Annotated in this window: 15 protein-coding genes; 10 read left to right on the top strand and 5 right to left on the bottom strand. The window is 64.1% G+C overall.

All coding sequences use genetic code 11. From position 1 onward, the window contains the following. Positions 1-115: 115 nt before the first annotated feature. Genes rfaD through waaC form a run of 3 tightly spaced genes read left to right on the top strand, consistent with a single transcriptional unit; the run spans position 116 to position 3,017 of the window. Positions 116-1,066, top strand: coding sequence for an ADP-glyceromanno-heptose 6-epimerase (gene rfaD / locus BLT09_RS17120; protein WP_091594992.1), 951 nt, complete (start codon positions 116-118; stop codon positions 1,064-1,066). Then, positions 1,039-2,046 (top strand): lipopolysaccharide heptosyltransferase II, encoded by a 1,008-nt coding sequence (gene waaF / locus BLT09_RS17115; protein WP_091594990.1) that lies wholly within the window; start codon positions 1,039-1,041, stop codon positions 2,044-2,046. Before rfaD ends, waaF begins: the two co-directional genes overlap by 28 nt. Continuing rightward, complete coding sequence (waaC, locus tag BLT09_RS17110) at positions 2,043-3,017, top strand: lipopolysaccharide heptosyltransferase I (protein WP_091594988.1); 975 nt, start codon at positions 2,043-2,045, stop codon at positions 3,015-3,017. The genes waaF and waaC overlap by 4 nt, the downstream gene beginning before the upstream one ends. 138 nt (positions 3,018-3,155) lie before the next feature. Here the strand turns inward: waaC and greA are convergent, their stop codons facing one another. Then, positions 3,156-3,629, bottom strand: a complete 474-nt coding sequence (greA, locus tag BLT09_RS17105) for a transcription elongation factor GreA (protein ID WP_023799806.1) — start codon at positions 3,627-3,629, stop codon at positions 3,156-3,158. 285 nt (positions 3,630-3,914) lie between these two features. Continuing rightward, on the bottom strand, positions 3,915-4,454 hold the full coding sequence (locus BLT09_RS17100; protein ID WP_091594986.1) for a tetratricopeptide repeat protein: 540 nt from the start codon (positions 4,452-4,454) through the stop codon (positions 3,915-3,917). 197 nt (positions 4,455-4,651) lie between these two features. On the opposite strand from BLT09_RS17100, the gene BLT09_RS17095 reads away from it, so the two are divergent. The 6 genes from BLT09_RS17095 to BLT09_RS17065 all read left to right on the top strand — a co-directional run bounded on the left by BLT09_RS17095 (position 4,652) and on the right by BLT09_RS17065 (position 10,830). Beyond that, positions 4,652-5,077: a DUF3775 domain-containing protein gene (locus BLT09_RS17095; protein WP_023799808.1), complete on the top strand. Its 426-nt coding sequence runs from the start codon at positions 4,652-4,654 to the stop codon at positions 5,075-5,077. Positions 5,078-5,152: 75 nt separating this feature from the next. Next, entirely contained in the window at positions 5,153-6,136 is a 984-nt protein-coding gene (locus BLT09_RS17090) for an extensin-like domain-containing protein (protein WP_091594984.1), read from the top strand. 194 nt (positions 6,137-6,330) lie between these two features. Beyond that, entirely contained in the window at positions 6,331-7,146 is an 816-nt protein-coding gene (locus BLT09_RS17085; RefSeq protein WP_091595291.1) for an extensin-like domain-containing protein, read from the top strand. A gap of 399 nt (positions 7,147-7,545) precedes the next feature. Beyond that, positions 7,546-8,253 (top strand): LssY C-terminal domain-containing protein, encoded by a 708-nt coding sequence (locus BLT09_RS17075; protein ID WP_031255203.1) that lies wholly within the window; start codon positions 7,546-7,548, stop codon positions 8,251-8,253. A 232-nt stretch (positions 8,254-8,485) separates the two neighbouring features. Then, positions 8,486-9,796 (top strand): hemolysin family protein, encoded by a 1,311-nt coding sequence (locus BLT09_RS17070; RefSeq protein WP_091594982.1) that lies wholly within the window; start codon positions 8,486-8,488, stop codon positions 9,794-9,796. A gap of 47 nt (positions 9,797-9,843) precedes the next feature. Further along, a complete protein-coding gene (locus tag BLT09_RS17065; protein WP_091594980.1) occupies positions 9,844-10,830 on the top strand; it encodes a methyltransferase in 987 nt (328 codons plus the stop codon). Here BLT09_RS17065 and BLT09_RS17060 read toward each other — a convergent pair. From BLT09_RS17060 to BLT09_RS17050, 3 genes are all read right to left on the bottom strand, one after another. Continuing rightward, positions 10,820-11,710, bottom strand: a complete 891-nt coding sequence (locus BLT09_RS17060; RefSeq protein WP_091594978.1) for an alpha/beta fold hydrolase — start codon at positions 11,708-11,710, stop codon at positions 10,820-10,822. The genes BLT09_RS17065 and BLT09_RS17060 overlap by 11 nt on opposite strands. Then, positions 11,707-12,615: an alpha/beta fold hydrolase gene (locus BLT09_RS17055; RefSeq protein WP_091594976.1), complete on the bottom strand. Its 909-nt coding sequence runs from the start codon at positions 12,613-12,615 to the stop codon at positions 11,707-11,709. Before BLT09_RS17055 ends, BLT09_RS17060 begins: the two co-directional genes overlap by 4 nt. 169 nt (positions 12,616-12,784) lie before the next feature. Then, positions 12,785-13,657, bottom strand: a complete 873-nt coding sequence (locus BLT09_RS17050; protein ID WP_091594974.1) for an NmrA family NAD(P)-binding protein — start codon at positions 13,655-13,657, stop codon at positions 12,785-12,787. Positions 13,658-13,741: 84 nt separating this feature from the next. On the opposite strand from BLT09_RS17050, the gene BLT09_RS17045 reads away from it, so the two are divergent. Further along, on the top strand, positions 13,742-14,674 hold the full coding sequence (locus BLT09_RS17045) for a LysR family transcriptional regulator (RefSeq protein WP_167366466.1): 933 nt from the start codon (positions 13,742-13,744) through the stop codon (positions 14,672-14,674).

Below are 14,674 nucleotides of genomic sequence, written 5' to 3'. Positions count from 1 at the left end.
TGTGCGGCGGGCACTGAGGTCTGCAGCCAACCGCCTGATTGCGACCTGCTTTATCGACAGCCCCGCAAGCCTCCCCTATAAGGGCCGGAATCGGCACAAGATACCAGAGGCTTTCATGATCATCGTCACGGGCGGCGCCGGCATGATCGGCTCAAACATCGTCGCAGCGCTCAATGCCGAAGGGATTAGCGACATTCTCGTCGTCGACGACCTGACCGACGGCCACAAGATCGCCAATCTCGCCGACCTGCAGATCGCCGATTATCTCGACAAGGACGATTTCCTGCCGCGGATGGAGGCCGGGGACCTCGGCCGCATCGAGGCCGTCTTCCACCAGGGCGCCTGCTCGACCACCACCGAGTGGAACGGCAAGTTCATGATGGAGGTGAACTACGCCTATTCGAAGCGGCTGCTGCATGCCTGCCTGGCGCTGCGGCTCCCTTTCCTCTATGCCTCCTCGGCTTCCGTCTATGGCGGCGGCGCCGAGTTTCGCGAGGAGCCGGACTGCGAGCGCCCGCTCAATGTCTATGCCTATTCAAAGAAGCTGTTCGACGACTATGTCCGCCGCACCGTCTTCGATACCGACCATTCGCCGGTGGCCGGCCTGCGCTACTTCAACGTCTATGGGCCGCGCGAGGCGCACAAGGGCGCCATGGCCTCGGTCGCCTACCACCTGTTCAACCAGGTCGAGCAAGGCCACAACCCAAAGCTGTTCGGCGCCTATGACGGTTTTGGACCTGGCGAGCAGAGCCGCGACTTCATCCATGTCGGCGACGTTGCCGATATCAATCTATGGTTGTGGAAACGTGGCTCAAGCGGCATCTTCAACTGCGGCACCGGCCGAGCCCAGCCGTTCCGCGCCATTGCCGAAACGGTGATAAGCACGCTCGGCAAAGGCGAGATCGAGTTCATCGACTTCCCAGACCATCTCAAGGGCAGCTACCAGAGTTTTACGCAAGCTGATATGTCCCGGTTGCGCGCCGCCGGTTACAATGGTCAGTTTCGCACAGTGGAAACCGGCGTCAGAGACTATGTCGAATGGCTGAAAGCCCAACGATCCTCGTGATCGGCCCACGCTGGGTGGGCGACATGGTGATGGCGCAGTGCCTGTTCTCGGCGCTGGGAGAGCTTCACCCGAACGCCGCGATCGACGTGCTGGCGCCGGCATGGGCGGCGCCACTGGTCAAGCGGATGCCCGAAATACGCCGGCAGGTCGATCTGCCGCTGAAATCCGGAGCCCTGGAATTCCGCATGCGAAGGCGCGTCGGCCGCCTGCTGCGCGGCCACTACGACATCGCCTATGTCATGCCTGGAAGCTGGAAGTCGGCGCTGGTCCCGTTCTTTGCCCGCATTCCGCGCCGTGTCGGCTACCTCAAGGAAATGCGCTACGGGCTGCTGACCGATATCGTAGCCTTGCCCGACGATGTGAAACGGCGCACCGCGCAGGCTTATTTCGGCCTCGCGCAAGGCGGCACGTTCCATGCTCCCAAGCTCGCCGTCGACACGAAAAACCAGGCGGCATTGCTGGGCCGCTTCGGGCTGGAGGCGAAAAAATTCGTCGCGCTGATGCCCGGCGCCGAATTCGGCCCCGCCAAACGCTGGCCGAGCGACCGCTATGCCGGCCTTGCCCGCGACATGATGGAAAAAGGTTTTGCGGTCGCGCTGTTCGGGTCGAAGAACGACGCCGACGTAACGGCGGAAATCGCCACGCTTGCCCCGGGCGCTGTCGATCTCGCCGGCCAGACGCGGCTCGAGGACGCCATCGACCTGATCGCCGCGGCCAGGATTGCGGTGTCGAACGACAGTGGACTGATGCATGTCGCCGCCGCGGTCGGCACGCCGATCGTAGCCGTCTACGGATCGACCTCGCCGCACAATACGCCGCCGCTCGCCGAGCAGCGCGAACTGGTCTGGCTCGGCCTGTCCTGTTCGCCCTGCCACCGGAAAATCTGCCCGCTCGGCCACCTCAACTGCCTGAACACGCTTGAGGTGGCACAGGTCGCGGCAGCGGTGGAACGGCTATTGGAAATGCCGGCCGCCGCATGAGGGTGCTGATCGTCAAGACATCTTCGATGGGTGACGTCATCCACAGCTTTCCGGCCGTCGAGGATGCGCGCCGCAACCGGCCGGACGTGTCGTTCGACTGGTGTGTGGAAGAGGCTTTTGCCGGCATCGTGGCGCTGCATCCGGCGATCGCAACCATCCACACCGTGGCGATCCGGCGCTGGCGCACCAGCCCGCTCGTCCCCAGCACATGGCGCGAGGCAGCGGGGTTGCGCCGCGCCTTGCGGGAGTGCCGCTACGATCTCGTCATCGATGGGCAAGGATTGCTGAAGTCGGCCGTTGTGGCGAAACAGGCCGCGGCACCGATCGCCGGCTTCGACCGGTCGAGCGCTCGCGAGCCTTCGGCGACCGTGTTCTACGACCGCCGCTATGCTGTGCCGCGCGATCTGCACGCCATCGAACGCACAAGGCGGCTGTTCGGGCTGGCGCTCGGCTATGAACCGGATTTTTCCGGGCTCGACTCCGGCATCGTGCCGCCAGCCGTCGAGGCGACTTTTGTCGGCGGAAACACCGCCTTCCTGCTGCACGGCACCAGCCGCGAGGACAAGAAATGGCCGGTCGGCAACTGGATCGAGACGGCCCGGCTTCTCGTCGAAAGAGGAATGACGCCGGTCACCACCTGGTCGAACGACAGGGAAAAGGCGGTTGCCGAGGCGATTGCCCAGGCTGTTCCACAGACAGTGCTGGTGCCGAAATCACCGCTTGCCGAGATCGCCGCGATCATCGGCCGGTCGGTGCTGGTCATCGGCGCCGATACCGGCCTTACCCACCTCGCCAGTGCCTTCGGCCTGCCGACGGTGGCGGTGTTTGTGGCGACAGAACCCGGCCTGACCGGCCCGCGCGGGCCGTTCTCGTCAACGCTGCTGGCCACGCCCGGCAGTCGTGTCGCGCCTGAGGAGGTGTTGGCTGAGGCAGAGAAGTTGCTGGAGCTCAAATCGCAGGCCGCGACATAGGACCTTTTCAGAATTCGCTCTGGCGAGTCGAATAGCGTGGTTTTCGAGAACCGGAGCGGAGCGTACTTAAAGTACGTGAGCACCGGAAGCGCAGAAAACCGCGCTAGTCGGCCGCCAGAGTAGAATTATCAAAAGGCCCTAAATGAACTGCACCTGGACGATCTCGTAGCCCCGCGCGCCGCCTGGCGCGTTGACCTCGATGGCATCGCCGACTTCCTTGCCGATCAGCGCCCGCGCGATCGGTGAGGAGATCGAGATGCGGCCTGACTTCACGTCCGCTTCCTGGTCGCCGACGATCTGGTAGGTCTTCTTCTCTTCCGTGTCCTCGTCGACCAGCACCACGGTCGCGCCGAACTTGACCTTTTCGCCGCTGAGCTTGGTGATGTCGATCACCTCGGCGCGGGCGATAAAATCCTCGAGCTCGTTGACGCGGCCCTCATTGAGACTCTGCGCCTCTTTCGCCGCGTGGTATTCCGCGTTTTCAGAGAGATCGCCGTGCGAGCGCGCTTCGGAGATTGCTTCGATGATGCGCGGCCGCTCTTCCTGCTGGCGCCAGCGCAGTTCTTCCTTCAATGACGCGAACCCCTCGCCTGTCATCGGGACCTTGTTCATAATGCCTGACCTTTCCTGCCGCCGCCCCCGCATTCCGGGAGCGACCTTGTCGATGGGTACAAAAAGAAAACGGTCCGGCAGCCTCGGGCTAACGGAACCGTGTCACCGCAATTTCCTCCAATATAGCAATCTTCGCGGGTTTTTCACGCCAAAAAATCGGTTTTGAAAAATTCGCCCGCCATTTGTGGAAATGCCGTCATGGCAACCCGGCTGGCCGGGCGAGCGGCAATAAAAACCGGCTGCGATTGCTCACAGCCGGTGGTGAGGAAAAGTTCGGGCTTCTATTCAGCTCTTCATGAAACGGTCTATCTGCTCGGACAGCATGCCGTATTCACGAGATCCCTTGCCGATGCGTTTCTCGATCTCGCGGAGCTGTTCCCGGGCGCCAGCGAGATCGCCGATCTGCAGATGCGCCTCGCCGAGATATTCGCGTACCAGCGTGTAATCGGGATCGATGCGCAGCGCTTCCTCATAATAGCCGAGACCGACGGTGACGCGTCCGGAATGGCGGTGCGAGTAGCCGAGGTAGTTGAGGATACGAGGGTCTTTCTTGTCCGCAGCCAGGCTGAGCACGGCGATCGCCTCGTCATAACGTCCTGCCATCGCCAGCGCGTGGCCGGCTTCATAGATGTTGTCGTCGTCCAGCATGCCGTGCTTGGGCGCGACGCACTTCTTCAGCTTCTTGTCCCAGACCTTGCCTTTCTTGCACTGTGTCGTCTGGCTGCCATCGCCACCGCCTCCACCTTCACCGGCCGAAAACGCCGGAACAGCAAACAGCGGCAGGGCGGCAACCGCCAGAACCTGGATCAGCAATCGTCTGCGCATCGAACTCTCCTTGAAGCATGACAATGCAAGACTAACGCCGGGCAAAAGCGGTTTCATCCCGGAAAAAAGCCACGGCCAGTGAAAGCCTTTTCAACGGCCCGCGCCAGTCGGAAAATGAAAGCGCCGAACAAAACGTGACGAGCGCTGCAAATCCGCTATCATCCAGCAAACGCCAACGGAGTATGCGGAGACGGCCAGTGCAGCGGCGCCTTGAAAAAGAATGGGAGCTTTCGATCGGTCCCGACACGGTGCGCCTGTTCATCCTCAAGGCGAAGGCGTTGAGCGCCGCCGTCAACGAAGACTATGCCGATGGTGCCGAGCACGAGGTAGAACTCGATAGCGAGGCGCATGACAACCATCATCATGACGGTCTCGTCGAGGAACGTTCCGAGGACCTCACCGAAGAAGAGCTGCGCGAACTGATCAACGACCTCAATGTCGATGAGGCGGCCGAACTCGTCGCCCTCGCCTGGGTTGGACGCGGCGACTATGACGCCTCGGAATGGGCGGACGCGCTGACGGCCGCGCGCGAGCGCGCCAACAAGCGCACGGCGAAATATCTGCTCGGCATGCCGCTGTTGGCCGACTGGCTGGAGGAAGGGCTGGAAGCGATCGGTGCGTAACAACGCGGTCACCGTTTGTGATCGGCCAAAACTGTCGTTCAGGCAACTTCCGCATCCGCCCGCCGTTAAGGGCGAATGGCGGCGCTGACCCCTCCCACATCGATCAGATTGGCCGGATTGATCAGATTGGCGCTGCCTTTGGCGGCGGCGATGCTGTCCGCAGGAGCGGCCCTGGCCCAAGCTCCGGAACTGCCCGATAACGTACCCGTCCCGGAGCTCAATCAATCGCAATCAGCGCAAGAAGCTGCACCTGCCGACGTGCCGATCCCCGCGCCACGCCCTGCGGATGCGCCAGAGCCTGATCAACCCGCGACCGACAAAATGGACCAGCAGAAGTCGGACCAGCATCAGCAAGCCCGGCCGCAGCCGCCGGCAGTCGCTCCGACGCCGACCGAAAAGCCCGCCGAGGCAGAACCACCGGCCGCCGCGCCAAAACCACCGGAGATGCCGGCGCAGGCGCCGGAGAAAAAAATCCCTCCCGACCCGCGCTCGGCCGCTGTGCCGCAGGAGAAAATGCCGGACGAGGAACTGGCCTGCCGCCGGCGGCTGAAGTCGATGGGCGTCGACTTCGAGGAACGCAAAGCCGAGCACGATGCGGCGGTCGGCTGCTCTATCCCCTATCCGATCGCACTGAAGACGCTGGGCAAGTCATTGGATATCAACCCCGAATCCGAGTTGAACTGCCAGATGGCCGAGGCCGCCGCGCGCTTCGCCGCCGATATCGTCCAGCCGGCGGCCAAGGCTGAGCTCGGCGCCGAACTCAAGTCGGTCGGCCAGGCATCCGCCTTCGTCTGCCGCCACCGCAATGGCGGCGGGAAATTGTCGGAGCACGCCTTCGGCAACGCGCTCGACATCGCCAGCTTCACGCTTTCGGACGGCAGGAGGATCGACATCCGCCCGGCGCCGCCGGAAAAGGAGGCGAAATTCCTGAACGGAATACGCAAGGCAGCCTGCGGACCGTTCAAGACCGTGCTTGGCCCGGGCAGCGATGCCGATCATTCGCTGCATCTCCATCTCGATCTTGCACCGCGCCGCAACGGCGGCACCTTCTGCCAGTGATATGGTTCCGAACAGACGCGCGCCGCAATTTGGCCGCAGCTGTAAACGCAGCCGCTGATTTTTCCTTTACTGTTGGCGGGTAAGCTCCGGTTCATCTGATCATGACCCCGAAAAGTGGGATCCGGTTTTCGGAAAAAGATCATGATCAAACGATGACATGGAGCCAGATCGGCTCGGGGACCGGGAACCTGCCAATGGCCGGGATATTTCGCGCCGCGTCTGTCGCCGTGCGGCAAGTGAGACGCGCGCGCATGATTGCCGGCGGGCTTGCCATCGCAGCGATCTCGGCCTGCACCACCGGCAGCGTGCTTTCGCTGGAACCGGCCGTCGATGTCGGCAGCCAGACATCAGCTGTCCCAGAAAACGCTAGCCAGAAATACGCTGGAATGCAGCGCCTCGTCCCGTCCAACCCTTACATGACCGCCGCCTATCCGCGCATGGACGAGCCGATGGCGCCGACCGAACAGATGCCGGCCAGCGAGGTCGAATGCCGCAGGGATTTGAAGCGCCTGGGCGTCGTCTACAGCGACCTTGCGCCGATCCGCGAAGGCCAATGCGGCATCGACTATCCGGTCAAGATCTCGGCCATCGGCCGTATCGGGATGAAGCCGGCCGCGACGCTGACCTGCGACATGGCCGCCACCTTCGCCGGCTGGGCCAGGAATGAACTGGTCCCGTCCGCCCGCTGGCGCTACTTCTCCGGCGTCAGGACCATTCGCCAGGGCTCGAGCTATTCCTGCCGCAGGATCGCCGGCGAAGGCACGCTGTCGGAGCACGGCAAGGGCAACGCGCTCGACGTCATGAGCATCGAGCTTAGCAATGGCAAGGAGATCGACGTGCGCAAGCCCGGCCTGTTCGCCTTCCGCACCCGCGGCTTCCTCAACACTGTGCGCGCCGACGGCTGCCAGTATTTCACCACCGTGCTCGGTCCCGGCTACAATTACGACCACCGCAACCATTTCCATTTCGACATCAAGAACCGCAAGAACGGCTACCGCGCCTGCCGCTAGACGGCAGTTTTCCAGCGCAGACCCGAGAATCCTGCTGTTACCTGCTGTGCGGGATCCTTCGCAACGCTGGAGGGACAGTACCCCCCTCTGTCCTGCCGGACATCTCCCCCGCAAGGGGGGAGATTGGATGCCGCGAATGCTTTCGCCAATCTCCGACCTTGAAAAAGAGGCGCCGAGGCAGAAGCTGCCGATCTCCCCCCTTGCGGGGGAGATGTCCGGCAGGACAGAGGGGGGTGCGAAGGAACTCGACGGAGGGTGCTCGGTTCTGGGTCGCCGCGCATTGCGAGGGTGTCATGGTCATGGATCCTCGGGTCTTCGCAATGTCGCTTCGCTCCTTCGCCCGAGAATGACGAAGGCGTGGTAAGCTCTGGCCAGGTAGACTGGGCGTTTAGCTTTCGCATGAGCCGACGAAGCCTTCGACGACGCGCAACGATCTGGCTGGTGGCGTTCTGTGCCGGCTATCTCGTGCTCGCCTATTTCGCCGCGCCGGAATTCTGGACCCTGCGCGACCGCAACTTCCGCACGCAGCGCTTCGAAATGGTGACGCACACGCCGCAAGGCATCGCGGGCGATCCGATCAATGTCGGCCTCGTCGGCACCAAAAAAGAGCTGGTCCACGCCTTCGCCGTCGCCGGATGGGACACCGCCGACGCTCTCACGCTGGAGACGGCGATCGAGATCGGCGAAAGCGTGCTGTTCGATCGGCCCTATCCCGACGCGCCGGTCAGCCGGCTGTTGTTCGAAGGCCGTGCACAGGATCTGGCCTTCGAGAAGCCGGTCGGCGACAGTGCCGACCGGCGCCATCACGTCCGCTTCTGGCAGACCGATGCGACTGGAGACGATGGCCGGCCGCTCTGGCTGGGTGCGGCAAGCTACGATCGCGGCGTCGGGCTCAGCCACGACACCGGCCAGATCACCCACCATATCGGTCCCGACATCGACGCCGAGCGCGACTTCCTGATCCGCGACCTGTCTGCCGCTGGCATGCTGATCTCGACCAGCGAGATATCGGGCATCGGTGCGACAAAGACCGGGCGCAATGGCGGCGGCGATCCCTATTTCACCGATGGCAAGGCGGTGGTTGGCCTGCTGCGGCAGCTGCCGTAGGCACAAGACGAAGAGACGGTCCTGTCGGACTGTCTCCTCGAAGACGTCGTCATGCACGCCATCTGGCCGGTGACGCGCAGCCTGACGCCAAAAGTCCGTGTCGTCGTCGACGCCCTGATCGAGCATTTTTCGTCGCCACCATGGGATGCCGCATGAGATGGTTGCGCCCGCCGGCATGAAAAATGACGCCCGTCTATTTTCGAAGACCGCGCCGCAATGCTATTGACCTCGCATGCTCTATGCTGAAATCGCCATCGTGGTCGTCCTCATCTGCGTGAACGGCCTTCTGGCAATGTCCGAACTTGCCATTGTCTCGTCACGGCCGGCCCGTCTCAAGGCGATGATGGACCGCGGCGTCAAGGGCGCCGGCCGCGCCTTGGCGCTCGGCGCCAATCCAGGCAAATTCCTGTCGTCGGTGCAGATCGGCATCACCCTGGTCGGCGTTCTGTCCGGCGCTTTTTCCGGCGCCACGCTCGGCGAGCGGCTGTCCGTGTTCCTGGCATCGACCGGCCTCCGCGAAAGCCTTGCCGACCCGATCGGCGTCGGCATCGTCGTCGCCCTCATCACCTATTTCTCGCTGATCATCGGCGAACTGGTGCCCAAGCAGATCGCGCTGCGCGATCCCGAACGCGTCGCCGCCAGGGTTGCTCCGGCGATGACCATCCTCGCCACCGTCTCGGCGCCGCTGGTTTTTCTGCTCGACATTTCCGGCCGCGCCATGCTGTGGCTGCTTGGCCAGCGCGGTGAAAGCGAGGAGAAGGTCACCGACGAGGAAATCAAGATGCTGGTCGCCGAGGCCGAGCATCACGGCACCATCGAATCCGACGAGCGGCGCATGATCGCCGGCGTCATGCGGCTTGGCGACCGCGCCGTCCGCGCGGTGATGACGCCGCGCACCGAGGTCGACTGGATCAACCTGCAGTCCGACGACGCGGCGACCCGCAAACTCCTGATGGAGACCCAGCATTCGCGCCTGCCGGCCGGCGATGGCAGCGTCGACGCCATGATCGGCGTCGTCCAGACCCGCGACGTGCTGGCCGCGATGCTCGGCGGTCGCGCGCTCGACCCGCGCCGGCATGTGCGCACCGCTCCCATCGTCCATGACCAGGCCGACGCGCTGGATGTCCTTTCGACACTCAAGGAATCCAACGTGCCGATGGCACTGGTCCATGACGAATACGGCCATTTCGAAGGCATCGTCACCCCGGCCGACATACTGGAAGCCATCACCGGCGTCTTCCGGGCGGACCTCGACGCCGGCGACGAAGAAAACGCCGTCAAACGTGACGACGGCTCATGGTTGCTCGCCGGCTACATGCAGGCCGACGAGATGGCCGACGTTCTCGGCATCGACCTGCCCGAGAACCGCGACTACGAGACTGTCGCCGGTTACGTGCTGGCGCATCTGCACCATCTGCCGACGACCGGCGAATGCGTCGATGCGCAGGGCTGGCGCTTCGAGGTCGTCGACCTCGACGGCCGCCGCATTGACAAGCTCATCGCCACCCGCCTGCCCGGCGGCCATCGCGAAATCGTGCGGTAGCAGTCAACGCGATGGGTAGGCAAGCCGGTCCTGGATCGCGGAAGGACATGGTGGATTCTGATCGGATCGACAAGCTGATCGCAGCGGTGCCGCCCGCCTTGGCGCTTGGCGCCGGGCTGGACCTTGGCATCTTCACCCGGCTCGGTAGCAGCGCGGTGACTGCCGACAGCCTTGGAGCCGAGCTCAAAGTCGAGCCCGATCGTCTGTCGCGGCTCCTCTACGCGCTCGCCAGCATCGGTCTCCTCGAAGTCAAGGATGGTCGATTTCGCAACGGCGCCGAAGCGGCGGCCTTCCTCGACGCGTCCAAGCCGACCTATCGCGGCGGCGATCATGCGCTCCTGCGCGAGCTCTGGGGAGCCGACCTGCTGACCGCAGAGTCGCTGCGACAGAACCGGCCGGCTGCGCTGCACGACTTTTCCGAAGCCGGGCCCGAGGCAGCGGCGGCCTTCAGCCGCATGCTCGCACCGGGCGGGGTAATTTTCGGCCGCCATCTGGCCCGGGAGATGGACCTCTCGGCGATCGGCTCGGTCATCGACATCGGCGGCGGCCCCGGGACCATGCTCGTCGGACTTCGCGAGCGGCGGCCGCAGATTGCGGCGACGCTGATGGAACTCCCAACGGTCGCAGCGGTCGCGAAAGATATCCTGTCAGAATACGGTGCCGACGACGTGGTTGTCGAAGAGGGTGACATAACTGTCGCGCCGTCGATCGGTCGGCACGATCTGGCGATCCTGAAGGCCGTCGTCCAGGTCCTGCCGCCCGACCAGGCGCGCAGTTCGATCCTGAACGCGGCGCGTTGCCTCACACCCGGCGGCGAGATCGCAATTGCGGGGTGGGGTGTCGTCGATGACGACCGCCTCGGCCCGCCTGAGGGTGTGTTTCTGAATCTCACCTTCCTGAACCTCTATCGCCACGGCGAATCGTACACTGAAGGTCAGTATCGCGCGTGGATGACCGAGGCTGGATTCCGGGATATCTCCAGGTCGCGCCTGACGGACGGCTCCACCTTGTTTCGTGCGCGCCTCACGGGCTGATCGTGGCTGAATGGTCAAGCGCAATCTGCGTTCGCTCAATAAAGTCGGTCATCAACGCGGCTGCCGCCTCGGCGTGGGTTTCGAGCAGGAAGTGGCCGCCGTCGAAGATGTGCGCTTCCATACGTGGAAAGTCTTGCATCCACGACAGTGTTTCGGCGATGTCGAAGAACGGGTCGTGGCGGCCCCACAGCATGAGCGCCGGCGGCTGCCGCGTTTCGATATAGTCGGCGATGAGACTGAAGCGAGCGGCATGGTTGGCGTAGTCGGCGAGGAGCGCGCGTTGTGTTTCCATGCCGCCAGGCCGATTCATCACCCTCCAGTCTTCGATCCAGGGTTCGCCTTTGATCCGGGCAGCGACATCCTCCGGCAAGCCGCCCAAATATTGCTCGCGGGTGCCTTCCAAGGTCAAAAACGCGGTAGCCTCCCTTTCGTTCTCTTCCGTCGGGTTTGACCAGAATTCGAACGTGGCTTGCCATTGCGGTCCGAACCCTGTGCGGTGTGCGTTGGCGCTCTGAATGATGAGGCCTGAGACGAGGTCGGGGGATTGCATAGCGACCCGGAGACCAACAGGCGCGCCCCAATCATGCAGGTAGATGAAGCGCCGATCGATCGCGAGATGCCTTAGAAGCTCCTGGATTGCGCCGCTGAATGCTTCGAACGAAGGCGCGGGCAACGGCGCCGATTGGCCGTAGCCAGGCAAGTCGGGGGCGACGACGAAGGCGACGCGCGCAAGGCCGGGAATGATGCCTTGGAAGGTGCGCGACGAGCTCGGGAAGCCGTGCAGGAGCAGCAGCGCGGGATTGGACGCATCACCCGCGGTGATGAAGGAAAGCTCGGTCCCGCCGGACAGGCGCAGCCGCTGTTTTATGGGGGATGTCATGCCTGCACTCCTCGCACTGGTCCGGGATGGGCTCGATCAGGGCGCATGTCCTGTGTTCGCTCGATGAACTCGATCATCAGGGAGAGTGCTGGTTCGGCGTGCGTCTCAAGCAGGAAATGCCCGCCGTCGAAAACATGCGCTTCCATGCGCGGCAGATCCTGCATCCAGGACAGGGTTTCGGCGATATCGAAATAGGGGTCGTGACGGCCCCACAGCATGAGCGCCGGCGGCTGCCATTGCTTCAGATAGGCGGCGATCGCATCGAAATTCGCGGCATGGCTTTTGTAGTCGCCGATAAGCGCGCGGTGGGTCTCCATGCGGCTGGGAAGATTCATCACCCTCCAATCCTCGACCCACGGTTCGCCCCTGATCGTGGCGGCGACATCCTCCGGCAGGCCGCCGGTATATTGCTCGCGCGTGAACTCAAAGGTCAGGTCGGGGGTCGCGGCCGCTTCGTTCTCTTTTGTCGGTTCTGACCAGAATTTTAGCACGGCGTCCCAAACCGGACCGAAGCCGGTCCGATGCGCGTTTGCGTTCTGGATGATGAGACCTGAAACCAGCTCGGGCGCTTGCATGGCGATCTGCAGACCCACGGCGGCGCCCCAGTCATGAATGTGGATGAAGCGGCGCCCGATCGCGAGATGGGTCAGCAATTCGGAAATCGCCTCGCTGATCGCGGCGAAGGAGGGTGTCGGCGGGACGTCGGACTGGCCATGGCCCGGGAGGTCGGGCGCGATCACATAGGCTGCGCCCGCCAGACCGGGAAGCACATCGCGGAATGCATGTGCGGAGCTGGGAAACCCATGCAGGAGGAGCAAGGCGGGGTTGGATGGATCGCCCGCAGTGACGTAGGCAAGCTCGGCTCCACCGGAGAGACGCATTTGGCGTGGGGCAGGCAGTCTCATATCAGGATTCCTTTTTTGCCGTCCGGACATGGAGTAAGTCCAAACCGGTGGCGCGAGTTCCGCATGTCGCCGACAGCCTTGGCCGGCGAGACGCGGGTATTGCGGCCGAAAACGTTCCCTGAAAGTGGCTGGAAACCCGTGATCCGTTTCGGATTCGCTCGGCCGAGGATCAGCGGCCGGCTGGTGTTGCGACAACGCGCTCTATCGCCGTCGCCAGGGCGATCGTGCCGCGCCGGTGCTCGCTGCTGTCCTGGCGCGTGAGCAGGCCGTTGGCGATTCCCTCATACATGCCGAGCAGCGCATCTGCCACCTCGCCCGGCACGCCTTCCTCGGCAAGCAGCGCCGCACGCTCCTCCGGCGCAACAAGCACAGCCGTTACCGGCCGGCCGAGAACGTCCGCGAAGGCCGATGCCACGTCGCCGGCGCTCCAGTCTTCCGGTCCGCCCAGCTCCACGACCCGTTTGCCGGTCCATTCCTCGCACAGCACGGTCGCTGCCGCGCGCCCGACATCGATCGTGCTCACCATCGGGATTTTCTGGGAAGGCTCGATAAAGGTCGGCAGTATGCTTTGCGACAGGACCGATTGCGCCACCTCGCTCCAGGTTTCGACAAAATACCCCGACCGCAGGAAGGCGGTGGCCGGCGCCACGCCGTCGAGCAGCGCCTCGAAGCGGTTGAGGGTGGCGATGACCCCGGTGCCGGAGGCATGCTGCGCGCCGATGGACGACAGGACGACGGCCTTTGGCAGACCTGCACGCCGTGCCGCATCGGCCAGCGCGGCGCCGATTTCTTCCGTGCGCTGATAGGGATCACCGCTCACCGGCGGGGGGTTGAGCAGCAACGCGGCCCGCGCGCCGGTCAGCGCATCGGCCATGGCGCCGGCATCCTCCATGCTTGCGACGGCCACCTCGGCGCCGAGGGCCGTCCATTTTTCGCCCTGTTCCCTGCGACGCAGGACGACGCGCACGGCTTTGCCGCCTGCGATCAGGGCGCGCGCGACCTCGCCGCCGGCCCGTCCGTTTGCTCCAAGCACGACATACATCACTTCTTCTCCTCATCTCACTTGACGGGGAGAACGATAGGCGCAGGCTTTCCATGCGTCCAATGCATGGTGTATATAGTCACCATGCGCGAAGTGGATTTACGCCGGATCGACCTGAACCTGCTGGTGGCGCTCGAAGCGCTGCTGGACGAGAAGAACGTCACCCGCGCCGCAAGCCGGCTCGGCATGAGCCAGCCCGCCGCGAGCCGGGCGCTCGGCCGATTGCGCGCGCTGTTTTCGGACGCGCTGCTGGTCGATGGACCGGGCGGCTACATCCTCAGCGCCCGTGCGGAAGAGGTGCGCCCGGCGCTGCGCGGCATCTTGGCGGGTGTGCGAGGGATGGTCGAGGCGAACGCGTTCGATCCCGACACGGCAACCGGCCGGATCCGGCTGCTGATGCCCGATCTCCAGGCCGCCGTGCTCGCGCCGCATCTGCTCGCCCGCCTTGGGCGCGAGGCGCCGTCCCTCGACCTCGATATCGTCGCGCCGGGCACGGACGCGGTCGAAGCGCTGGAGCAGGGTAGCGCCGATGCGATGGTGGCGCTGGTCGACGAAGCCCCGGCCGGCATCCGCCGGCGCGGTCTCTATGACGAGAAGCTCGTGACGCTGATGCGGGCGGAGCACCCGGCGCTCGCCCGAAAGCTGACGCTCGAGCGTTTCCTGGCGCTTGAGCATATCGTGGTGAGCGTCACCGGCGTCGGGCCTGCGCCTGTCGACGAGGTGCTTGCCCGCATCGGGCGAACGCGGCGGGTGAAGCTGCGCGTGCCGAACTTCTTCGCGGCGGTCGAGATCGCCGCTCGCTCCGACCTGATCATGACCCTGCCTTCGAGCCTGGCGCGAGCGGCCGCCAACATGAAGCGCTTCGTGTCGTTGCCGCCGCCCCTCGATCTTGGCAGCTTCACGATGAGCCTCGTCTGGCACGCGCGCCAGCAGGACGCGCCCAGGCACATATGGTTGAGACGTGCCATTGTCACGGCGGCGGCGGATATGTCATCGGCGATCGACGTTGGAAACTGA

Source organism: Mesorhizobium muleiense, from assembly GCF_900099905.1.
Lineage (GTDB): Bacteria > Pseudomonadota > Alphaproteobacteria > Rhizobiales > Rhizobiaceae > Mesorhizobium > Mesorhizobium muleiense.
This window is presented reverse-complemented; position numbering and strand designations above follow the sequence as displayed.